Origin of the sequence: Streptomyces durhamensis, assembly GCF_000725475.1 — a bacterium.
Classification (GTDB): Bacteria; Actinomycetota; Actinomycetes; order Streptomycetales; family Streptomycetaceae; genus Streptomyces; species Streptomyces filipinensis.
Genome location: NZ_JNXR01000001.1, coordinates 233900 through 256193, shown reverse-complemented (window position 1 = coordinate 256193; position 22294 = coordinate 233900). Strand labels below are relative to the sequence as shown.

Here is a 22294-nt window from a genome sequence, read left to right as displayed (position 1 = left end):
GTTCAGTCGATCCCGGACCGCTCCACCCCCGCCACGATCCACCGCTGGAAGCACAGGAAGACCAGCAGCAGCGGCAGGACCGACACCACGGCCGCGACGAACAGCTCGTGCAGCCGGATCACCTGGGACGTCGTGAACGACGACAGCGCCACCTGGACCGTCCAGGCGTTCTGGTCCTGCCCGATCACCAGCGGCCACAGGAAGGAGTTCCACGCACCCAGGAAGACGATCGTGCCGACCGCCGCGAACACCGGCCGCGCGTTCGGCACGACCACCAGCCAGTACGTGCGCCAGTACCCGAGCCCGTCGACCTGCGCCGCGTCCTCCAGCTCCCGCGGGAAACCGAGGAAGTACTGGCGGAAGACGAAACAGGCGAACGCGGAGAACAGCGTCGGGACGATCAGCCCGCGCAGGGTGGAGATCCAGCCCAGCGACGACACCAGCACGAAGCTCGGCACGAAGGTGACCGCGGCCGGGACCAGCAGGGTGCCGAGGATGCCGTAGAAGACCTTGTTCGCGTGCCGGTACGGGATGCGGGCGAGGCCGTAGCCCGCGAGGGACGCGAGGAGCAGGGTGCCGAGCGTCGTCGCGACGGCGATCAGCGCGGAGTTGAGCAGCGAGCGGGCGAAGGGGACGGACGGGTCGTCGAACAGCTCCCGGACGTTCCCCCACCGCAACGCGCCGGGAAAGAAGCTCCATTCGGGCGAGGTGATGTCCCGCTCGCTGGACAGCCCGTCGCGCACGAGCAGATAGAACGGGATCAGGAAGACCAGCGCGAGCACGACGAGCAGCACCAGCCTGAGCGCCCGCCCGGCCCGTACCAGGGCGTCATCCATCGGCGTCCGTCCTTCCCAGTCTCAGCCAGCGCGCCTGCCCCACCGTGACGAGGGCGATGATCAGCGCGAGGATCACCGCGCCCGCACTGCCGAGCCCGAGGTTCTGCCCCTGTCCGAGGGCGGTGTAGTAGAGGTAGACCAGCGGCGGCCGGGCGTAGGGCGGATAGCCCCGGGCGTCGGACAGCAGGTTGTAGAACTCGTCGAAGGCCTGGAAGGCGTTGATGACGAGCAGCAGCACCACCGCGACCGAGGTGGCCCGCAGCTGGGGCAGCGTGATGTGCCGCAGCACCGTCCAGCCGGGCCGGGCCCCGTCCACGGCGGCCGCCTCGTACAGCACCGGGTCGATCCGCTGCAGCCCGGCCAGGAACAGGATCATGTAGAACCCGGCCTGCAGCCAGAGCCGTACGCTCACGATGACCAGCCAGTACCAGGGCGGATCGGTGGTGGACAGCCAGGCCACGGGATCCCCGCCGAACCACCCGAGGACGGTGTTCGCCAGCCCGAACCGCACCCCGTTGAAGATCGACATCTTCCACACCAGCGCGGCGACGACATAACTGCACGCGGCCGGGAGGAAGAAGACCGAGCGGAAGAACGCGCGCGCGTGTTCCAGCCGGTTGACCATCAGCGCGAGGGACAGCGAGAACACGTACGTGGCCGGCACGATGAAGGCGGTGAAGACGAGGAAGGTCCGCAGGCTGTCGACGAACGCGTCGTCCCGCAGCATCGCCGTGTAGTTGTCCAGGCCGACGAAGTGCGTGGGCGTGACGGTGTTGTGCGCGTCGAAGAAGCTGAGGCCCACGCTCCACAGCAGCGGCACGTACGTGAACAGCGCGAGCCCGAGCGCGAACGGCCCCACGAACACCCAGAACCAGAGGGTCCTGCGGCCCCTCACGACGGCTTCTTCGCGTGCTTCACCCGGTCGAGCTCGCCCCTCACCTTCCGTACGACGGCCCGCAGTTCGCCCTCCGGTCCGGCCCCGCCCCTGATGATCCGGCTGAGCGCGTCCTGGTAGGCCGTCTGGCTGGCCGGGGTCCACAGCAGGGGCTGGGCGTAGCCGTGGTCGGTGGTGAAGCGGACGGCGTCGGCGGCGGCGCCCGACCGCAGCCCGGCCGCCTTCTTCGCGAGGGAGATCCGGGCCGGGATGTGAAAGCCGTAGGACAGCGCGAAGTCCTCCTGGTAGTCGGTCCGTTCGACCCACAGCCACTTCACGAACTCCTTGGCGGCCTCCTGGTGCCCGCCGCGCGCGCTGACCGCGGCCCCGTACGCCCCGACGGGCACCGAGGGCTTCCCCTGGCCGCCGTCCTTCGGGAACGGCAGCACGCCGAAGTCGTCCCCCAGCTCCTTGCGCACCTGCGGCAGCGCCCACAGCCCGGACCACTGCATCGCGGTCAGCCCCTGGACGAAGGCGGACGGGTCGGCCCAGTCGGCGGGCGCGCCGAGGAGGAGGGACTTGTCGGCGTACAGCTGGTGCAGCTTGCCGAGGGTGCGGGCGGCGGCGGGGTCGTCGAAGCCGACCTTGCCGTCCTCGGTGACGAGCTGGAGTCCGGCGGCGTACAGGGGTGTGCCGCCGAGCACACCGGCTCCCCCGTCGTTGCCCAGGAACAGCCCCTTGACCTTGCTGGTGGTGAGCTTCTTCGCGGCGTCCACGAGGGCGTCGAGCGTGGCGGGCGGCTCGACCCCGGCGTCCTTCAGCAGACTCCTGCGGTAGTAGAGCATCTGCATGTCGATGACCTGCGGAATGCCCCAGATCCTGCCGTCGTACGTCTTCGGCGCGAGCACCGCCGGGTTGAAGTCGTCCTCGACCCCCTTGAGGAGATCGGTGAGGTCGACGACCTGGCCGCCCTGGATCTGGTCCAGCGTGGGCCCGTTCACCTCGAAGACGTCAGGGCCGGAGCCGGTGAGCAGGGCGGCGGCGGTCTGCTGGTCGTAGTTCCCGGGCCGCCACTGCACCGTGACCCGTGCCTTCTTGTACGCCGCGGCGTACCGCTGGACGGCCTGCTCGGTGCCGGCCTCCCCGTACTGGTGGTACCACTGCGACAGCTCCGCGCCCTTGGCACCGCCGCCGCCACGCCCGGTGTCGGACCCGCAGCCGGCGAGTAATCCGGCACCCGCCGCCCCGGCTCCCGCGACCAGCAGTCCCCTACGGCTCATCGTCATCGTCGGCGCCCCCTGACGTCGGTCGTCCTCGTCATCGATGCACAGCCCAACGATCAACCATGCCCGTCGATTACGAAAGGGGAGTTGCAGCCGTGTGTCAGGGGGCAGGCGCATCAGGGGGCAGGCACAACTTTTCCGGCCCCGGGCGCATCCAACACAGTGACGTTCATTCCATCCATTCGCCCGACGGAGGCGGATACGCCATGTTTCCTTATGCGCACCTCCCGAAAACCTTCCGGACCTCCCCCAGGCGCGGCGCGGCGGCCGTACTGACCGCCGCACTCCTGGGTGTGACGGCCGCGGGAGCCGCGTGGAGCGCGACCCCGGCGGCACCCGCGCCGGCGCGGGCCTCGGCCACCGTCCGGACCTGCACCGTGAGCGACCTGTACCTCTCCATGGGCCGTAAGGAGGGCGCGGCGGGGTCGCTGTACTGGGCGATCCAGTTCACCAACACCAGTACGACCGCCTGTGCCCTGCGCGGCTACCCGGGCGTCAGCGCCCTGGACACCTCCCACCACCAGATCGGCCCGGCCGCCACCCACAGCGGCTCCTCCTACGGCACCGTCACGCTCGCCCCCGCGCACTCCGCCTCGGCGATAGCGCGCACCACCAACGGCCCGGTGGGCGGACCCTGCCTGCGCACCGCCAGCTACCTGCGGATCTACCCGCCGGGCTCGCGCTCCGCGGCGCTGGTACCGGCGCCCTGGAAGACCTGCTCGGGCATCTTCCAGGTGGGGCCGGTGAACGTCGACGGCGCCTTCTGAGAGCACGGGCGCCCGCTGCGCCGAGAGCGCGGGGGTCCTCTTGCGCTGAGAGCACGGGGCCTCTTGCGGTGAGCGCACAGGCGTCCTCTTGGCGCCCCTCTTCTGCCGAGAGCACAGGCGTCCTTTGTGCGGGGGCAGGAGAGCCGAAGGGGCGGCAGGCCGGGACCGGCCACCGCCCCTCGCGCTTCTCGGCTGCGCGGATCACTCGCCGGGAGCGGTGCGCTTCTCCAGCCCCGACCCCCGGCGGCGGGTGATCGACATCAGATCGCTCGGAGCGTCCAGTTCGAGGCGGTGCCAGCGGCCGCGGGGCACGATCACCGCCGTACCCGCGCCCAGCCGCACCATCTCCTCGGCGCCGCCCTCGGCGGTGGGGCGCAGATACAGCCGCACGCCGCCGGCCAGGCAGCACACGGCCTCCTCCGCGTCGGGATGCACCTCCCAGTGGTCGGCGTGCACATCGGCGTCGGTCTCCACATGGAAGGCCGCGACCTGCCAGGCGCCGGGATCGCCGCCGGTCATCCGCCGGGCGCCGGAACGGACGCCGCCGTCGGGCCGGAATTCCAGCATCGAGGAGAAGAGGTCGACGGGGTTGCTCGTCATGACGGTGTTCCTTCCATGCGCGTGGCGGTGGGAGCAGCAGGGGTATCGGCAGCTACGGGAGGATTCGCGCCGGATCCGGTACCCGGACCCGCGCTCGGAGCCGGACTCCGGTTCGGGCGGCGGGGCAGCACGAAGACCGCCACGGCCGCAGCGAGCAGGAAGAGGACGGCCGTGACGGCCAGGGCCAGGGCATAGCCGTCGTCGAGGGCGCCGGGGTCGGTGGACGCGCCCGTGCGGCGGGCGGCCACCGTGGCCAGCGTGGCCACGCCGATGCATCCACCCAGCTGGCGTGCGCTGTTGAGCAGGCCGGAGGCCATACCGGCCTCGCCGGGCCGGACGCCGGTCGTCGCGGCGGCCGCCGCCGGGACGAAGACCAGCCCGATGCCGACGCTGGTGAGCAGGGACGGCCCGAGCACGTCGGTGAGAAAGCCGCCGTGCGGGCTGATCCGGGCGAACCAGGCCATACCCGCGGCGGCGAGGAGCGCGCCGGGCACCAGGGCGGTGCGGGGCGACCGGTTCGCGGTGATCCGGGTGGCGGCGACGGTGGCCGCGACCGAGCCCGCGCAGAACGGCAGGAACGCGGCACCGGTCGCGGCGGCGCCGAGGCCCAGAACCTGCTGGAGGTACAGGGAGACGAAGTAGAACGAGGCGAACTGCCCGGCCGCGGCGAGGAACACCAGCAGATCGGCACCGGTGACCCAGCGGCTGCGCAGCAGGCCGAGCCGCAGCAGTGGTGCGGTGGCCCGGGATTCGACGAGGACGAACGCGGCCAGGACGAGGGCCGCGCCGCCGAGAGCGGCCAGGGTCCCCCGGCTCCCCCAGCCTTGGACATCGGTCCGTACCACCCCGAACACCAGCAGCCCGGTGCCGCCGGTCGCCAGCAGCGCCCCGAGCGCGTCCGGCGCCTCCCGCCGGACGGGCCGCAGGGCGCTCGGTACGGCCGCGTGGACCAGCGCGAGGGCGGCTGCCACGATGGGCAGATTGACCAGCATCACCCAGCGCCAGCCCGCGTACTGGGTCAGCACCCCGCCCGCGAGTACGCCGAGCGCACCGCCGAGGGCGTTCATCCCGCTCCACACGCCGAGGGCGCGGACGCGGGCGGGGCCGTCGGTGAAGGTGGTGGTCAGCAGGGCCAGCGCGGCCGGCGCGGTGGCGGCGGCGCCCACGCCCTGTCCCGCGCGGGCGGCGATCAACTGCCAGGGTTCCTGGGCGAGTCCGCCGGCGAGCGAGCAGCACCCGAAGACGACGAGCCCCGCGACGAACAGCCGCCGCGGGCCGTACAGATCGCAGGCCCTTCCCCCGAGCAGCAGAAACCCACCGAAGGTGAGCGCGTACACATGCACCACCCAGGACAGATCCAGCGGCGCGAAACCGAGCGCGTCACGGATCGCGGGGAGCGCGATGTTGACCACGGCCATGTCGAGAGCGACGACGAACTGGGCTACGGCAGCGGCGGCGAGCAGCGCCGCGGGCCTGCCGCGTAAGGCACCGCCTAAGTTTCTATACATGTAAGAAAACTAACGCACCCGACCGTCGTTGTCGACGGACCGAGACTCGGACCGGCCCCGACGACGGCATGATGGGACCCATGCCGCAACCGCCCGCCCCGCGAAGGACCACCGGCCGACCTGCCCGTATCTCCCGTGCGGAGATCATCCGGACGGCGCTCCGGATCGTCACGGAGGAGGGAGTGAACCGGCTGACGATGCGCCGCCTGGCCACCGAGATCGGCAGCACGCCCATGGCGCTGTACCACCACGTCCGCGACAAGGAGGAACTCCTCGTCCTGCTGCTGGACGACTACGCCGCCCGCGCCCTGCGACGGCCGGCCGCCCCTCCAGCCGATCCGCGCGAACGCGTGATCGCCGCGGCGACCGCGATCCACGAGGTGCTGTCCGCCTGCCCCTGGACGGTGGACGTGCTCACGGCGGACGACCTCCTGTCCACGTCCGCGCTGTGGCACGTCGAGCAGATCGTGGACGGTCTGACGGAGTGCGGACTGTCCCTGGACGACGCCGTCCACGGCTACCGGACCATCTGGTACTACACCGCCGGAGAGATCGTGGTCCGCGCGACCGCCGCCCGCCGGCGCGCCACCGACGACCGCCCGACCTACCGCGACCGCGTCTTCACCGACCTCGACCCCACCGAACTCCCCCGCCTGGCCGAGGCATCGAGCCGCTGGGGCCCCCTGACAGCCGAGAACACCTACGCCACCGGCCTCAAAGCCCTACTGAACGGCCTGCTCACCACACCCGGCTGACCAACACACCGGGGCGGCACCCACACCAGGCACCGCCCCCACCCCCTCAGTCCCGCCGAATCAATTCCGGATCGATACGACGGCCTACCAGAGGGAGCGAGCCTAGGGCGGCTACGGCTACGGCTCCGAGCGCACAGGCGAGCAGCAGCGGCACCCCCTTCCCGTCCCAGAAGATCGCACCGCCCCCGGTGACGAGGTAACTGGACTCGGCGGCCTTTCCGGTGACGACGGCCAGCACCAGCCCCACGGTCAACGGCACCACGACCTGCGCCACCTGCGCGGCCCGCAGGGTGCCGGGGCGTGCGCCGAGCAAGGCCAGCGCCGTGATCTGCGGCTTCCGTTCCATGGCCCTGTCCGTCGCCGCGACGAGGTAGGCGGCCACACCGATGATCAGACCGAGCACCATGCCGATGGCAAGCAGGGTTTTGACGACGGCGATCTGCTGGAGGGCGGTTACGTTGATGCCGTAGGGGTCCACGGCGATGGTGGGATCTACTCCGCCGATGTCGTCCAGTACGTTTCGTACCGTTCCCGGGTCAGAACTGCTGAGAAGGACAAGAGAAGCAGTCTCGGGCCGATAGCCCGCGGGGAGGAACGACGGTGGAAGCAGAACATCGGCATCGAGCGCTGGAATGCCGGCCCAGTCGCGGTACCGAAGGGTCTCTTTCGGAACCCTGAGGTGCATGAAGCGCCCATGGCTTGCCTTCCGTAGGTGGAAAGCAAAGGCATCCCCCAACTTACTGTCCCACTGGAGCGGTTGTGTCCGCTCCATGAGCCGAACGGGACGGCCGTCCACACATCCGTTGGCATTCGGCACCAACTCATGCATTTGACGACACGTGGCGATCACGGCATCGACGGTGGGCGTGAACGTGTCGGTGTGAGGATCCATCCAGGAAGTCATTTGGACCGCGTGTCCCCGGATTCCCCTGATGCTCTCCAAAGCGTGCTGTTGCTCGGCCGTCACACCGCCGAGTTCGATGCTGTAGATCTGCACGGGTGATTCGTGCTTGGACACCTGGTCGAGTTCGATCAAAACGCCTTGGACGAGCGAAGCCGCGTACACCAGAAGAACCAGGCCCGTCGCCACGCGGAGCGCACCGCCCGGCTCTGCCTCGTTGCGACGCATGGCGAGGCCCAGGAACAGCGAGCCGCTCCAGCGGCCGACCCTGTGGGCGAGGACTCGCGAGAGGAGCGGAAGCGTCAGTACGAGGCCGACGCCGATGAATACGACGGCAAGCGGCATGAGGATGGCGGAGACTTGAGTGTCCCGCGGTGCATGGCCCGTCGCGCCTGCCACGCAGTACCCGGCGACAATACCCAGCCCTGGAATGAGAGGGAGCAACCCCCATTTAGTCGGAGGCTTCTGGACGGCACTGCGCCGTACGGCAAGCGGGTTCGCCGCCGCCTTCCGAGCACCCGCCCGGCCCGCGAACCAAGCAAGGGCAGGACAGCCGACCAAACAGACGAGGATCGTCGAGGAGCTGAGAGCGCCGTCACTCGGGTACCACTTGAACCCTGGAAGCCCCGCGCGGCTGATCAGTTGGTTGACCAACGCATAGATGACCAGGCCCAGTACGGCACCGAGCATGGCGGCAACAACCGTCTCGGCTGCATTGACCCGCTGAACCGCCTTCGTGCTCAAGCCGAGAAGTCGTAGCGCGGCCAACCGCCGTACTCGGACGGCCGCCGAGAGCCTGGCACACACCGAGAGAAAGACCGCCAGTGGCAGCAGTACGACACCGGCGAGGGTGAACCGTACGATGTCGAGCGTCGAAGACTCCACTGTGGGGCTCGGCGGGTAGGACTCGCCGAAAAGCGTTACGACGTCGGCGCCCTTGAGGTCACCCAGGGAGACGCCAATGTACGCGTACAGCTCATCGGGGTGCGCCAGGCCCACGCCGCCGATGAGCCCTCGCTCCCGCCCTGGGAGGAGTTTGGCCAGCCCCGGCTCTGCATGGAGTACCTCGTGCAGCCGCGGAGACAGGATGATCTCACCCGGGCGCGGTAGTCCCGCCACCCCCGGTGGCGGCTGGATGTGTTTGGTGCCCGGTGCGATGAAGACACGGGTCATGGGCCGGGAACCGAGCGGGTCCGTCCGGGTCAGTTCCCGTGGGGCCCCCTTGGTGTCGGTGCAGTGCCCCTGCACGTCCCTGGCACAGGTCGGCTGGCGTGCGGCCATGCGAGCGTCCTGGGCTGCCAGGATGCCGGGAATGGTCAGGACTACGGCGAGGCAGCTCACGCCGATTGCGCTGCCCAGGGTCATGAGGAGGAATCTCACCCTGTTCCCTCGCCCGCTGCCCAGGAGCAGGCGCAGCCCGAGGAGCAGTTCTCTCACGTCGCCTCCTGGCCCTGGGGGGCGAGAGCACCGTCGCACATCGCGTAGTGGGTGTCCGCTCTGGCTGCCACGTGCTGGTCGTGCGTGACGAGCACCACGGCCGTCCCCTGGGACCGTGCGAGCGCCAGGAACTCCTCCAGTACGGCCGCGGCGTTGGCGCTGTCGAGAGAGCCGGTGGGCTCGTCGGCGAACACTACGGCCGGCTGGTGGACCAACGCCCGGGCGACGGCGACACGTTGATTCTGCCCTCCGGAGACCTGCGAGGGTCGGCGGCGCCGCAGATCAGCGAGGCCGAGGCGACCGAGTACCTCGCCCGCGGCGGCGAGCGCGGGAGCCTTGCGTTGCCCGGCCAGGCGAAGCGGCAGAGCTGCGTTCTCCTCGATGGTCAGCTCCGGGAGCAGTTCGCCGTACTGAAAGACGAACCCGAACCGCTCGCGGCGGAGGGCACTGAGTTCCTCATCTGGCAGCTCAGCGAGGACGCGCCCCTCGAAGCAAACCTCGCCGCGGGCGACGGGCAGTACCCCGGCCAGGCAGTACAGCAATGACGACTTGCCCGAGCCGCTCTGCCCCGTGATGGCCGCGACCTCGCCGCGACGAAGGGAGAGCTCTGCGTTTCGGACGGCAGGGGTGTCACCGTAGAAAAGATCGACACCCGCGGCGGACAGGACTTCTGACGTATTGATGGTGTCCCCTTAGGGAGAGCGCGAGCCCGGATGCGGGAATCCGGGCTCTGCATGTCCGGTGAGTGCTAGTGATTGGCGAAGTGCCGCGCGCGCGAGCAGTTGTCTGGGCGGAGGCTTCCCCGGTCGCGACACGCACGCATGTACGCGTTTTCGGTGTAGCGCTGAGCGCCGTCCCAGTTGGAGTGATGCATCCACACCGACCGCTTCTGCTTGCCGTAGTACCGGACCCAGTCGTGGCCCTCGACGCGGACCTGCAGATAGACGTTGTGGCCATCGCTGGGGTCAAAGTCGAAGAGCCGCCCCTGCCATTCGAAAGCTCCGTGGTTGGTTTCCGCCGGGTTGAACTTGTACTGCCCATCCCTCAACCTGACGCCCTCCGACTTGAGCGTCGGGATCGGTGAGCCCCAAGCCGCAGTCGCCGTCCCCGCAGCGGTCAGGATCAGACCGGCCGCCGCCAACCCCGCCAGCGCCTTCTTCATCTTGGTACCTCCGTCATCAGCGGTAGCTCCTACTGCCACCGTGAGATCACGGACTGTAACGTGCCGAAAGCGCAGGGAAACGATCTGTCCTCCCCATCACCACCACATCAGGTGATCCACAACCAGACACCGGCCGAAAGCCGCCGCTCCTCCTCGACGTGCCCCCCAACTCGCCGACTGCGCCAGTGTCGTGAGCGACGGCATCCAGGACCGGAGGGCGGCCCTTGCCCGATGCCGTGAAGGCTGCCGCGCAGGGCCGGTTCCTGATCCCGGTCGGCCCGCCGGCTGCTGCTTGTGGGCGCGAATCAGAGCCACGGTCGGCAGCCCCTCCGGTCGGCTGGGAGGTGGGCCGTGTCGAGGGACGCGTTGCCTGTGCCGTCGGCGCCTGGAGGTGCCGGCGAGGCGGCACCCCTGCACAGGTGTAAGAGCACCGCCCTGAGCTGGAAAGTCGACATCCACCGCCCCTCCTAGGGCACTCTGGGCACATCGCCCGGCACGGGTAAGGACAGCGCATTGGGAGGGGGCATCACGGCTAGGCCTGCGAGGACGGCTAAGGTCGCCGCATGGGTGGGGAGACCAAGGCGCCAAGCGCTCGAAGAACCAAGAACCGCACATGCCTGAAGTGCGATAGCCCGCTGCCCGACAGCACGCGGCGCACACCGCGTCTGTTCTGCTCGCTACGGCATGCGGCAACGGGCGTGTTGATGAGCGTGGTCGTCGTCTTCCTGCTGGTCGTACGGCTGTCCCACCTGTGGGCGCTGTTCGACTGAGCCGACCAGGGCGCCGCCCTCAGACGGACCTTGGAGTCGAAGTGGCCGGCCGACCGGAAGCAGGATGCCATCTCCTGGTGAAACAGGGCCGGGTCCTCGCTGCGCCGGATATCGTCCACCACCGCGTCCAGCACGTCGTCCGAGAGGGCCGGCCCTTCCAGGGCGGGCGCCGTGACCGGTTCCACGCGGGCCGAGACGGGCAGTTCCCAGCGAGGCGTGACACCGGGCGCGACGCGGGCCGTCACGCTGGTCAGCGCCCGGCCGATCGCCTCACCGGCGCGGGCCATCTCCATCGTCGACCATGCCCTGGAGAGCGTCTTCGCGGTCTTGAGGAAGCGGCCTGAAAAGCGGAAGTTGCCCGAACGGCAGTCACGCCGTCCAAAGTGTGATGGGAGGGGGCGACCCGGCACAGGCTGGCCAACTGTCCGACGGCGATGAACAGTTACGGAAGGGCGAGGGCCGCCTCCCATGTGAACTCCCGCGCGGCGCAGTCGATCGCCCCGCCTGTGCGGTGTCGTCGGGGACCTTTTTGTCGGGGCGGTGGTTGATGTAGCCCCAGGGTGGGTCGAAGGTATCCGCTGACTGCCAACGACGACCGCGAGGGCGCGGCAGCAGGCCGCGCCTCTTCGCCTCGCCAGACACGGGCGCCCCGGCTCCGGCCACCCGCCCCCCGCCGGCTTCATGCAGTCCACACCCGGGATGATGGCCCCAAACCACGACTCTCATGGGGAGACCATGAAGGCCCGCACCACCGGGGCCGCACTGCTCGCAGTTGCCGCCCTCTCGCTCACCGCGTGCTCCGGCTCCGGCTCCGGCTCCGGCCCAGCCGTCCACTCGGCCGGGCCGAAGACGCTCCCCCGCAAGACGCCGGCCGCGCCCACCGGCCTCACCGCCAAGCAGGCCGCCGCCATGCTGGCCGAGGCCACCGGCGTCACCACCCTGGGAAACCCGACCGACAACACCACCTCTTGCTCCGGGAAGGCCGCCGGTAAAGAAGCGAGCCCGAGCGACTGCCTGCAGCTCATCACCACCGACACGGTGTCGATCTACGAGTATTCGTCACCCGGAATCGCCGCCCACCGAGTGGAGTTCATGGCCACCGAGGACTGGCGACGGGTCGGCCGGTTCGCCCTCGCCTGGAATGCCCGGGAGCAGAGGCTCGTCGACGACAGCCACCGCGCCGACCTGGTAAAGGCCCTCCAGAAGGTGGACGCCGTCTACGACCTGGACGTGGCGAGCGCCAGAAAGTCGTGAAGTGAGCCGCAGGGGTCGGGCGGCCAGGGGCGACCGCCGCGAGTCGAGGCAGATGTTCTGCCACCGCTCGGCACCGACATGGCCAGCCGCACCTGGAGGGCGCAAGGGCCTCACGCGGGTTCAACGGCACCCAACGCCGGCAAACACCGTTTCACCTGGTCAGCGACATAGCTTGGCGGTCTGCGCCGATGATGCGCGGAGAGGCGGCACCCCCGCACAGGGCGCCGCCTCTCCTCTCGTGCGCCGGAGCCGCCGCCGATCGGTGAGGGTCGGGGACCAGCGGCGGCTCCGGGGTTCAGTGGCCCGCGAGGGGCCTAGCGGTGGTCGCTGCCCACCGAGTTCGTCGCCGCGCGCCCCGCTTCGAGGCGGGCGACCGGGATGCGGAACGGGGAGCAGGAGACGTAGTCCAGGCCGACCTCGTGGAAGAAGTGGACGGACTCGGGGTCACCGCCGTGCTCGCCGCAGACGCCGAGCTTCAGGTCGGGGCGGGTACGCCGGCCCGCCTCGGCCGCCGCCTTCACCAGGGAGCCGACGCCGTCCTTGTCGATGGTCTCGAAGGGGGAGACACCGAAGATCCCCTTTTCCAGGTACGCCGTGAAGAAGGAGGCTTCGACGTCGTCGCGGGAGAAGCCCCAGACCGTCTGGGTCAGGTCGTTCGTGCCGAAGCTGAAGAACTCCGCCGCCTCGGCGATCTGGCCGGCCGTCAGGGCCGCCCGCGGGAGTTCGATCATCGTGCCGATGGCGAGCTTGAGCTGCGTGCCCGTCGCCGCCTCGACCTCCGCGATGACCTTGTCGGCCTCCTCGCGGACGATCTCCAGCTCCTGGACCGTGCCGACGAGCGGGATCATGATCTCCGCGCGCGGGTCGCCCTTCGCCGACTTGCGGGACGCGGCCGCCTCGGCGATCGCGCGGACCTGCATCGTGAACAGGCCGGGGATCACGAGGCCCAGGCGCACGCCGCGCAGACCCAGCATCGGGTTCTGCTCGTGCAGGCGGTGCACGGCCTGGAGCAGGCGCAGCTCGTTCTCGTGCGGTTCCTGGCGGGACTCGGCCAGGGCCACCCGGACCGAGAGTTCCGTGATGTCGGGGAGGAACTCGTGCAGCGGCGGGTCGAGGAGGCGGATGGTGACGGGCAGGCCGTCCATCGCCTCGAAGAGCTCCACGAAGTCCTTCTTCTGGAGGGGCAGCAGCGCCTTCAGGGACTCCTCGCGCTCACTCTCCGTGTCCGCCAGGATCAGCCGCTCGACCAGCTCGCGGCGGTCGCCCAGGAACATGTGCTCCGTGCGGCACAGGCCGATGCCCTGGGCGCCGAAGCGGCGGGCGCGCAGCGCGTCTTCCGCGTTGTCCGCGTTGGCGCGCACCCGCAGGCGGCGCTTGCGGTCGGCGAAGGCCATCATGCGGTGGACCGCCTCGACCAGCTCGTCCGCGTCGTCGGCGCCGGGGTGCATGCGGCCCTCGAAGTACTCCACGACGGGAGAGGGGACGACCGGGACCTCGCCGAGGTAGACCTTGCCGCTCGAACCGTCGATGGAGATCAGGTCGCCTTCCTCGACGACATGGCCGCCCGGGACGGTCATACGGCGGCGCTTGGTGTCGACCTCCAGCTCCTCCGCGCCGCAGACGCAGGTCTTGCCCATGCCGCGGGCGACGACGGCCGCGTGGGAGGTCTTGCCGCCGCGCGAGGTCAGGATGCCCTCGGCCGCGATCATGCCGTCCAGGTCGTCGGGGTTCGTCTCGCGGCGGACCAGGATGACCTTCTCACCCGAGCGGGACCACTTGACGGCCGTGTAGGAGTCGAAGACCGCCCTGCCCACCGCGGCGCCGGGGGACGCGGCGATGCCGCGCGCGACCTTGTCGACCTTCGCGTGCTCGTCGAAGCGCGGGAACATCAGCTGGGCCAGCTGGGCGCCGGTGACGCGCTGGAGCGCCTCCGTCTCGTCGATCAGGCCCTGGTCCACCAGCTGGGTCGCGATGCGGAAGGCGGCGCCCGCCGTGCGCTTGCCGACGCGGGTCTGGAGCATCCAGAGCTGGCCGCGCTCGATGGTGAACTCGATGTCGCAGAGATCCTTGTAGTGGTTCTCCAGGGTCTCCATGATCTGCATGAGCTGGTCGTACGACTTCTTGTCGATCTGCTCCAGCTCCGCCAGCGGGACGGTGTTGCGGATGCCCGCGACCACGTCCTCGCCCTGGGCGTTCTGCAGGTAGTCGCCGTAGACGCCCTGGTGGCCCGAGGCGGGGTCACGGGTGAAGGCGACGCCCGTGCCGGAGTCGGGGCCCAGGTTGCCGAAGACCATCGAGCAGACGTTGACGGCCGTACCGAGGTCGTGCGGGATGCGCTCCTGGCGGCGGTACAGCTTGGCGCGGTCGCCGTTCCACGAGTCGAAGACCGCCTTGATGGCGAGGTCCATCTGCTCGCGCGGGTCCTGGGGGAAGTCCCGGCCGGCTTCCGTCTTGACGATCTTCTTGAACTTGGTGACCAGCTTCTTCAGGTCGGCCGCTTCGAGGTCCGTGTCGACGGTGACCTTCTTGGCCGCCTTGGCCGCGTCGAGGGCCTCCTCGAACAGCTCGCCGTCGACGCCGAGGACGGTCTTGCCGAACATCTGGATGAGGCGGCGGTAGGAGTCCCAGGCGAAGCGGTCGTCGCCGGCCTGCTTGGCGAGGCCCTGGACCGACTTGTCGGAGAGGCCGATGTTCAGGACCGTGTCCATCATGCCGGGCATGGAGAACTTGGCGCCCGAGCGGACGGAGACCAGCAGGGGGTTGTCGGGCTGGCCGAGCTTCTTGCCCATGCGGGACTCGAGGGCGTCGAGGTGCGCACTCACCTCGTCACGCAGTGCCGCGGGCTCCGCACCGCTCTCCAGGTAGACCTTGCAGGCCTCGGTGGTGATGGTGAAGCCGGGAGGGACCGGCAGACCGAGGTTGGTCATCTCGGCGAGGTTGGCGCCCTTGCCGCCGAGGAGGTCCTTGAGGTCCTTGTTGCCCTCGGTGAAGTCGTAAACGAACTTCACTACGTGGGGTTCTTTGTTTTCCGACACGGGTCTCGACTCCTTGAGGCCACGGTGGCTGCCCTGACGGCGAGGAACATACCCAGATCGAAGGCGCATGGGTACGTCCACTTGCGTGTCATGCGCCCGTAACCGTTCGTCCGCCAGCGGATCGAAAGTCAAAGCTTGGCAAGCCGAGACGGGCGCATGTTTTCACTTCTTGAACGCACACACCTCCAAACGGCGTAGATTCCGCTCAGATGAGCGGCCCTCAGCACGCCCGATTTCGATCGATGAACGATCAAGGGGTGGCACCCAGTGCCACCCCTTGGAGAAGTGCAGTCGCCCATGATCCGCTCATCTGAGCGCAACCCTTATCAAGGGTGGCGAGAATCACGCTGCCACAGCGCGCCGGATTTCACCATGCGGACGCCGGAACGGGACGAGAACACCGACGTCACACGCCCAGCGCCAGCAGGCGCTCCTCGACCCGCTCCGGCGCGTAGAGGTGTTCAACGACCAGCGCCCCCGCTCCGATGAGCGCGGCCCGCTCCCCCAGCCGGGAGGTGACGACATGCAGGTGGGCCGTGGAGCGCGGCAGCGCCCGCTGGTAGAGCAGCTCGCGCACACCGGTGACGAAGGGGGTCCCGGCGAGGTCGCCCGCGATCATCAGCACGCCCGGGTTGAGCAGGGTCACCACGGTCGCCAGTACGTCACCGACCCGGCGCCCGGCCTCCCGGGCCAGCGCCGCCGCCTGAGGGTGCCCGGCGGCGAGCAGGTCCCGTACGTCCGCCCCGGAGGCGGCCGGCACCCCGCTGTCCGCCAGCCGCCGGGCCACGGCGCCCCCGCTCGCGACGGCGGCGAGACAGCCGTACGAGCCGCAGCGGCACAGCGCCTCCGCGCCCACCCGGATGTGCCCGATGTCGCCCGCGCCGCCGTCGATCCCCCGGTAGACCGCGCCGTCCACGACCACTCCGGCGCCGATGCCGGTGGACACCTTGACCAGCACGAAGGCCGCGCAGTCGGGGTGCCCGGCGCGCTGTTCGGCGTAGGCCATCAGGTTGGCGTCGTTGTCCACGAGGACGGGGACCGGACCGGCGCCGGTGTGCTCGGTGAAGGCGCGGGACAGGCGGCCCGTGATGTCGTAGCCGTCCCAGCCCGGCATCATCGGCGGATGCACCACCCGGCCGGTCCCGCTGTCCACCGGGCCGGGTACGGCGAGCCCGATGCCGCAGACCTCCGCCGCCCGGCGCCCGGCCTTCTCCAGCAGCCGGTCGAACCAGTGGCCGAGTTCGCCGAGCACGGCCTCCGGGCCGTGCTCGACGACCAGGGTCCCCGCGTGCTCGGCGAGTATCTCGCCGGTCAGCGACAGGACGGCGGCGCGGGCGTGCCGGGTGTCCAGGTCGGCGGCGAGGACGACGGCGTGGGAGCCGTCGAACTCCAGGGTGATGGCGGGCCGGCCGCCGAGCGGCGAGTCGACCGGACCGCCGGCGCCCTCACGCAGCCAGCCGGCCCGGAACAGCCGGTCCAGGCGCTGGCCGACGGTCGCGCGGGACAGTCCGGACGCCTGCTGCAGCGCACCGCGCGTCACGGCCCGTCCGCTGCGGACCAGTTCGAGCAGCTCTCCGGCACCTGCCTGGCCGCCGGCTCTGACAGCCCTTCCCGGACGTCCGGTCATGCGCACCCCCTTGTGTTTCCCAAGACTGCATTACATATTGAGTTTTGCGTGTTAAATAGACGTAACTCTACGGTCGTTGCAACAGAACCCGGTCTTCCGGCCGGGCGTCTTCGTCTTCGGGGAGCCCCGAGTGGATCGCAGCACGCAGCTCACCGCCCGTCCCGCGGAGCACGAGAGCGCATACGGCCCCCCGCCGCCCGGCACGTCGCTGCGCGTCGCCGCGGCCCGGGTGCTCGACGCGAACTGGACGGGCCGCTCGACGGTCCCCTCCCGGAGCCTGTATCCGCACCAGTGGTCCTGGGACTCGGCGTTCGTGGCGATCGGGCTCCGGCACCTGTCGCCCCTGCGGGCGCAGACCGAGCTGGAGACGCTGCTGGCCGCCCAGTGGGCCGACGGGCGCGTCCCGCACATCGTGTTCAACCCCTCCGTACCGCTCGACGCCTACTTCCCCAGCCCCGACTTCTGGCGCTCCACCACCGCCGGCCGCACGGCCGGTGCCCCGCGCACCGTACAGACGTCGGGCATCGTGCAGCCACCGGTGCACGCGCTGGCGGCCTGGCTGGTGCACCGCGCCGATCCCGGTCTGTCCAGGGCGCGCGGCTTCCTGACCCGGGTCTACCCGCGCCTCGCCGCCTGGCACCGCTATCTGCTGCACCGCCGGGACCTGGGCGGCGGCGGGCTGGTGTCGGTCGTCCACCCCTGGGAGCAGGGCATGGACAACAGCCCCTGCTGGGACGCCCCGCTCGCCCGGATCACGCCGGCCCCGGCCCGCTCCTTCCGGCGCGCCGACCTCGCCCACGGCGCCCCCGAGGACCGGCCGACGGACCTGGACTACGGACGCTATGTGCGACTGGCGGCCGACTACCGGGACGCCGGGTACAGGGACAGGGTGGGCGGGGAGTTCGCCGTCGAGGACCCCGCCTTCAACGCCCTGCTCATCGCCTCCGAGCACGCACTGGCCCGGATCGCCGAGGAGCTGGGCGCGGCCGGCACCGCCCGGCGCGCGCGGGCCGAACGACTGACGGCGGCTCTGGTGGAGCGGCTGTGGGACCCGGCGGCCGGGATGTTCCTGTGCCGGGACCTGAGGGGCCGGCCGGGGCTGATCCGCGAGCGGGGTGTCTCCGGACTGGTGCCGCTGCTCCTGCCCGGCCTGCCGCGCGCGATCGCCGCCGAGCTCGTCCGCACCCTGCACGGCCCGCACTTCGGGCTCGGCGACCGCACCCGGCTCGTGCCCAGCTACGACCTCCTCGGCGAGGCCTTCGACCCGCACCGGTACTGGCGCGGCCCGGCCTGGTTCAACACGAGCTGGCTGCTGGAGCGGGGCCTGCGTGTGCACGGCGAGCGGGAGCGGGCCGACGCGCTGCGCGCGGCCGTGCTGCAGCTCGCCGAGGCCACCGGTTTCGCGGAGTACGTCGACCCGCGCACCGGTGAGGCCTGCGGCGCGACCGGCTTCGGCTGGACCGCCGCACTCGCCCTCGACCTGCAGCACGAGCTGCACCAAGAGCTCCTCAAGGGCGCCCGCGAGGGCGTGTCCAAGGCGGCCACCGGCACGTTCGACAGAAATGACGAAGGAGGCGACCGGGGATGACGGACCGGCATCATCTGCTTGTGCACGGGGCGACGTTCGCCGCCGTGGGCGACCGGGGCGACATCAGCGGGGTGCGCGGCAGCGGCTCCCCGGAAGGCTTGTTCGTACGGGACGCCCGGCACCTCAGCCGCTGGCAGCTGACCGTCGACGGTGCGGTGCCCGAGGTGCTCACCCCGGTGGCCGACGCCGACGCGGCCCGCTGTGTGCTGGTCCCGCGCGGCGGCCGGCAGGAGCCCCCGGGGCACACGCTCTTCCGCCACCAGGCCGTGGGGGACAGTTCGTTCGTGGAGTCGCTGCGGGTGACCAGCAACCGCCCGGTGCCGACGACGGTCCGCCTCGCCATCACCGCCGACGTCGACTTCACCGACCAGTTCGAACTCCGCTCGGACCACCGCACCTACGCCAAGGCCGGCGCCGTACGCTCGCGCGAGGTCCTGGACGACGGCATCGAGTTCACCTACCGGCGCGCCGAATGGCGGTCCTGTACGACCATCACGGCCGACCCCGCGCCCGACGCCGTGGAGGAGACCGGTACCGGCGCCCGCCGCCTGGTGTGGACCCTGGACCTGGCCCCGCACGGCACGACCGAGGTGCTGCTGCGTGTGATCGCCCGCCCGCACGGCGAGAAACGCGCCCTGCGGGTGCCCCGCGACCCGGCGTCCATGCACGAGCAACTCCTCGATCTGGAAGGGGAGTTCGTGCTGGGCGTGGCCTTTCCGACCGGCTGGCCGGAACTGGCGGAGGCCTGCGCGCGGGGTCTCGCCGACCTGGCCGCGCTGCAGGTGCCGGCCACCGGCCCGGACGGTGAGGAGCTGCGCGTCCCGGCCGGTGGCGCCCCCTGGTTCCTCACGCTCCTCGGCCGGGACGCCCTGCTCACCTCCCTGTTCACGCTGCCGTACCGCCCGGAACTGGCCGCCGCCACGCTCCCGGCGCTCGCCGCGACCCAGGCGACCGGCGCCGGCCCCTCCCCGGTCGCCCAGCCCGGCAAGATCGTGCACGAGGTACGGCACGGGGAACTGGCGCACTTCGGGCAGGTGCCGTTCCGGCGGTACTACGGCTCGGTGGACGCGACCCCGCTGTTCCTGGTCCTGCTCGGCGCGTACGTCGAACAGACCGGGGACACCGGACCGGCCCGCCGCCTGGAGCCGCACGCCCGGGCCGCCATCGGCTGGATGCTCGACCACGGCGGCCTGACCTCGCGCGGCTACCTTGTCTACCGCGCCGACGAGGGCGGCCTCGCCAACCAGAACTGGAAGGACTCCCCCGGCGCGATCTGCTGCGCCGACGGCACCCGGCCCACCGGCGCGGTGATGGCGGCGGGCGCGCAGGGCTACGCGTACGACGCGCTGCGCCGCACGGCGTGGCTGGCGCGCACGGTGTGGGGCGACGAGACGTACGCGGCCCTGCTGGAGCAGGCGGCGGCCGATCTGCGGGACCGGTTCCAGCGGGACTTCTGGATGGAGGAGCGCTCCTTTCCGGCGCTCGCGCTGGACGGGGAGGGCCGCCAGATCGACGCGCTGGCCTCCGACGCCGGGCATCTGCTGTGGTCCGGGCTGCTGGACAAGGAGTACGGCGAGGTGGTGGGCCGGCGGCTGCTGGAGCCGGACTTCTTCTCCGGCTGGGGGGTGCGGACGCTGGCCGCGGGGCAGGGGGCGTACCACCCCCTCTCGTATCACCGGGGTTCCGTGTGGCCGCATGACAACGCGCTGATCACGTTGGGTCTGGCGCGGTACGGGTTGCATGACGAGGCCGGTGTGGTGGCGCGTGCGCTGGTGGACGCGGCGGTGGTGGCGGGGTACCGGCTGCCGGAGGTGCTGGCGGGGTACGGGCGGGACACGCATCCGGAGCCGGTGCCGTACCCGCACGCGTGTGTGCGGGAGTCCCGGTCCGCCGCGGCGCCGCTCGCGCTGCTGACCGCGGTGGGGGGTGCGTAGCGCCGTCGTGAGGCGCGGGGGCGTCGTGGCTGGTCGCGCGGCTCCCCGCGCCGCTCGGGCCGGCGCGGCGCCGTTTGCCAGGTGTTTGCCCGGCGCCGGTGAACAGGGGATGCGAGGGGGCCGTACCCGTGGGCGTCACGGGTGTCGTACGGAAGGACCCTCGGGTGTCTCAGGACACGAGCACGCGCCAGCTGGAAACCGAAGCGCCGAAGGACGATGCTCCCGCCGCGCCCATATCCGGCCCGCGCCGTTCCTTCCCGCGGCCCTGGACCGGCTGGGCGGCGCGGGTGCGGCGGTGGCGAAAGGCTCATCCCACGGCCGCTCAGGGCCTCTCCGTCACCGTGACCGTGCTCGCCGCCGCTCTGGTCGTCGCCGCGCTCGTGATGCCGAACTCGGTGGTGCGGCTGGGACCCGCGAAGTTCGTGCGGATACCGGCGGAAGCCGTGATCGGTGCCGCCGTGTTGCTCGCGCTGCCGCGGCGGCCGCGGGTGGTGACGGCCGCCGTGTCCGGGGTCGCGCTGGCCGGGATGACCGTGCTGAACGCGCTCGACATGGGCTTCAACCAGTACCTCGGCCGCCCCTTCAACGTCGTCCTCGACTGGAGCCTGTTCGGTGACGCGGAGTCGTATCTGGAGGACTCCCTCGGCCGTACGGCCACCCTCGCCGCCGTGGCCGGTGTGATCGCGGCGGTCCTGCTGCTCTGTGTGCTGCTGGCGCTGGCCATGGTCCGGCTGAGCAACCTGCTCGCCCGGCACAGCGGCACCGCGACCCGGGGCACGCTGATCGCGGGCGTCGTCTGGATCACCTGCACCTCGCTCGGCCTGCAGATATCCGGCGTGCCGGTCGCCGCCGACAGCACCGCCACCGCGCTGAAGACCCAGGCCCGCCGTATCTCGGCCACGCTCAGGGACGAGGCGGCGTTCGAGAAGGTCGCGAAGGTCGACGCCTTCGGGAACACCCCCGCCGGCCAGCTGGTCCCCGACCTGCGCGGCAAGGACATGATCTTCACGTTCATCGAGAGCTACGGCCGCAGCGCGATCGAGGACCCGATCATGGCGCCCGGCGTCGACCAGACCCTCGACGCCCGCACCAAGGCCCTGGCCAAGGCCGGTTTCCACGCCAGGAGCGGCTGGCTGACCTCGGCGACCTACGGTGGCAGCAGCTGGCTCGGCCACTCCACCACCATGTCCGGCCTGTGGATCAGCAACCAGCAGCGCTACCGCACGGTCATGGCCAGCGACCACCTCAGCCTCACCGACGCGTTCAGGAAGACCGGCGCCTTCGACACGGTCGGGGTCATGCCGGGGGTGCAGAAGGCGTGGCCCGAGCAGAAGTGGTACGGCCTCGACAAGGTCTACAATGCCTTCCAACTCGGCTACCGGGGACCGAAGTTCAGCTGGTCGACGATGCCCGACCAGTACGCGCTGCAGCAGTACCAGGACCGGGTGCACAGCAAGCGGCCCGCCGACGGCAAGGCGCGGATGTCGCTGCTGATCCTCACCTCCAGCCATCAGCCCTGGGCGCCGATCCCGAAGATGGTCGGCTGGGACCGGCTGGGTGACGGCTCGGTCTTCAAGGGCATCCAGGCGGCGGGCAACAACCCGGCCGACGTCATCGCGGACACCACCAGGTCCCGCCAGGAGTACGGCAAGTCGATCCAGTACTCGGTGACCGCGCTGACCCAGTGGCTGCAGCGCTACGGCTCCAAGGACACGGTGCTGGTCTTCCTCGGCGACCACCAGCCCATCGCCCGGGTCAGCGGCAACCACGCCAGCCGTGACGTGCCCGTCTCGATCGTCGCCAAGGACCCGAAGGTGCTCGACAAGATCGCCGGTTGGGGGTGGACGGACGGCCTGCGTCCGGCCCACGACGCCCCGGTCTGGAAGATGAGCGCCTTCCGCGACCGCTTCCTGACGGCCTACGGCTCGACCCCGCACCCGAAGAAGGGCTGACCGAAGCGACG

At 70.7% G+C, this 22294-nt stretch carries 16 protein-coding genes and 1 pseudogene; 6 read left to right on the top strand and 11 right to left on the bottom strand.

The window, feature by feature from the left end; all coding sequences use genetic code 11:
• Positions 1–2 precede the first annotated feature (2 nt).
• From IO33_RS0101125 to IO33_RS0101115, 3 genes are read right to left on the bottom strand one after another with little or no spacing between them, the layout of a single operon-like run.
• The gene (locus IO33_RS0101125) at positions 3–836 is read right to left on the bottom strand and encodes a carbohydrate ABC transporter permease (RefSeq protein ID WP_031158986.1); all 834 of its coding nucleotides are present in this window, start codon (positions 834–836) and stop codon (positions 3–5) included.
• A complete protein-coding gene (locus tag IO33_RS0101120; protein WP_031158985.1) occupies positions 829–1731 on the bottom strand; it encodes a carbohydrate ABC transporter permease in 903 nt (300 codons plus the stop codon). The genes IO33_RS0101125 and IO33_RS0101120 overlap by 8 nt, the downstream gene beginning before the upstream one ends.
• Positions 1728–2996 carry an ABC transporter substrate-binding protein gene (locus IO33_RS0101115; RefSeq protein ID WP_031158982.1) on the bottom strand — a complete coding sequence of 423 codons (1269 nt, stop codon included), beginning with the start codon at positions 2994–2996 and terminating at the stop codon, positions 1728–1730. The genes IO33_RS0101120 and IO33_RS0101115 overlap by 4 nt, the downstream gene beginning before the upstream one ends.
• Before the next feature lie 374 nt (positions 2997–3370).
• On the opposite strand from IO33_RS0101115, the gene IO33_RS50230 reads away from it, so the two are divergent.
• The gene (locus IO33_RS50230) at positions 3371–3760 is read left to right on the top strand and encodes a DUF4232 domain-containing protein (RefSeq protein ID WP_157857781.1); all 390 of its coding nucleotides are present in this window, start codon (positions 3371–3373) and stop codon (positions 3758–3760) included.
• A gap of 201 nt (positions 3761–3961) precedes the next feature.
• On the opposite strand, the gene IO33_RS0101105 is transcribed toward IO33_RS50230, so the two are convergent.
• Complete coding sequence (locus tag IO33_RS0101105) at positions 3962–4360, bottom strand: cupin domain-containing protein (protein ID WP_031158977.1); 399 nt, start codon at positions 4358–4360, stop codon at positions 3962–3964.
• On the bottom strand, positions 4357–5868 hold the full coding sequence (locus IO33_RS0101100) for an MFS transporter (RefSeq protein ID WP_031158975.1): 1512 nt from the start codon (positions 5866–5868) through the stop codon (positions 4357–4359). The genes IO33_RS0101105 and IO33_RS0101100 overlap by 4 nt, the downstream gene beginning before the upstream one ends.
• A gap of 80 nt (positions 5869–5948) precedes the next feature.
• On the opposite strand from IO33_RS0101100, the gene IO33_RS0101095 reads away from it, so the two are divergent.
• Positions 5949–6623: a TetR/AcrR family transcriptional regulator gene (locus IO33_RS0101095; protein ID WP_031158972.1), complete on the top strand. Its 675-nt coding sequence runs from the start codon at positions 5949–5951 to the stop codon at positions 6621–6623.
• A 46-nt stretch (positions 6624–6669) separates the two neighbouring features.
• Here IO33_RS0101095 and IO33_RS0101090 read toward each other — a convergent pair whose 3' ends face one another.
• The 4 genes and pseudogenes from IO33_RS0101090 to IO33_RS52035 all read right to left on the bottom strand — a co-directional run.
• Entirely contained in the window at positions 6670–8961 is a 2292-nt protein-coding gene (locus tag IO33_RS0101090; protein ID WP_031158969.1) for an FtsX-like permease family protein, read from the bottom strand.
• Positions 8958–9644, bottom strand: a complete 687-nt coding sequence (locus IO33_RS0101085) for an ABC transporter ATP-binding protein (RefSeq protein ID WP_031158966.1) — start codon at positions 9642–9644, stop codon at positions 8958–8960. The genes IO33_RS0101090 and IO33_RS0101085 overlap by 4 nt, the downstream gene beginning before the upstream one ends.
• 65 nt (positions 9645–9709) lie before the next feature.
• Positions 9710–10123, bottom strand: coding sequence for a hypothetical protein (locus IO33_RS49105; protein WP_031158964.1), 414 nt, complete (start codon positions 10121–10123; stop codon positions 9710–9712).
• Between the two features lie 781 nt (positions 10124–10904).
• Positions 10905–11222 (bottom strand): annotated as a pseudogene (locus IO33_RS52035) (protein spdB); the annotation flags it as partial.
• A 406-nt stretch (positions 11223–11628) separates the two neighbouring features.
• On the opposite strand from IO33_RS52035, the gene IO33_RS0101070 reads away from it, so the two are divergent.
• Complete coding sequence (locus tag IO33_RS0101070) at positions 11629–12147, top strand: hypothetical protein (RefSeq protein ID WP_031158960.1); 519 nt, start codon at positions 11629–11631, stop codon at positions 12145–12147.
• 314 nt (positions 12148–12461) lie between these two features.
• Here the strand turns inward: IO33_RS0101070 and ppdK are convergent, their stop codons facing one another.
• Positions 12462–15182: a pyruvate, phosphate dikinase gene (ppdK, locus tag IO33_RS0101065; RefSeq protein ID WP_031158957.1), complete on the bottom strand. Its 2721-nt coding sequence runs from the start codon at positions 15180–15182 to the stop codon at positions 12462–12464.
• Positions 15183–15588: 406 nt separating this feature from the next.
• The gene (locus IO33_RS0101060) at positions 15589–16809 is read right to left on the bottom strand and encodes an ROK family protein (protein WP_031158955.1); all 1221 of its coding nucleotides are present in this window, start codon (positions 16807–16809) and stop codon (positions 15589–15591) included.
• A gap of 130 nt (positions 16810–16939) precedes the next feature.
• On the opposite strand from IO33_RS0101060, the gene IO33_RS0101055 reads away from it, so the two are divergent.
• The 3 genes from IO33_RS0101055 (at position 16940) to IO33_RS0101045 (ending at position 22283) form a co-directional block, all read left to right on the top strand.
• Positions 16940–18397: an MGH1-like glycoside hydrolase domain-containing protein gene (locus IO33_RS0101055; RefSeq protein WP_031158953.1), complete on the top strand. Its 1458-nt coding sequence runs from the start codon at positions 16940–16942 to the stop codon at positions 18395–18397.
• Positions 18394–20331, top strand: coding sequence for an amylo-alpha-1,6-glucosidase (locus tag IO33_RS0101050; protein WP_031158952.1), 1938 nt, complete (start codon positions 18394–18396; stop codon positions 20329–20331). The genes IO33_RS0101055 and IO33_RS0101050 overlap by 4 nt, the downstream gene beginning before the upstream one ends.
• A gap of 164 nt (positions 20332–20495) precedes the next feature.
• Complete coding sequence (locus IO33_RS0101045; protein ID WP_390982187.1) at positions 20496–22283, top strand: alkaline phosphatase family protein; 1788 nt, start codon at positions 20496–20498, stop codon at positions 22281–22283.
• The last annotated feature ends 11 nt before the right edge of the window (positions 22284–22294 follow it).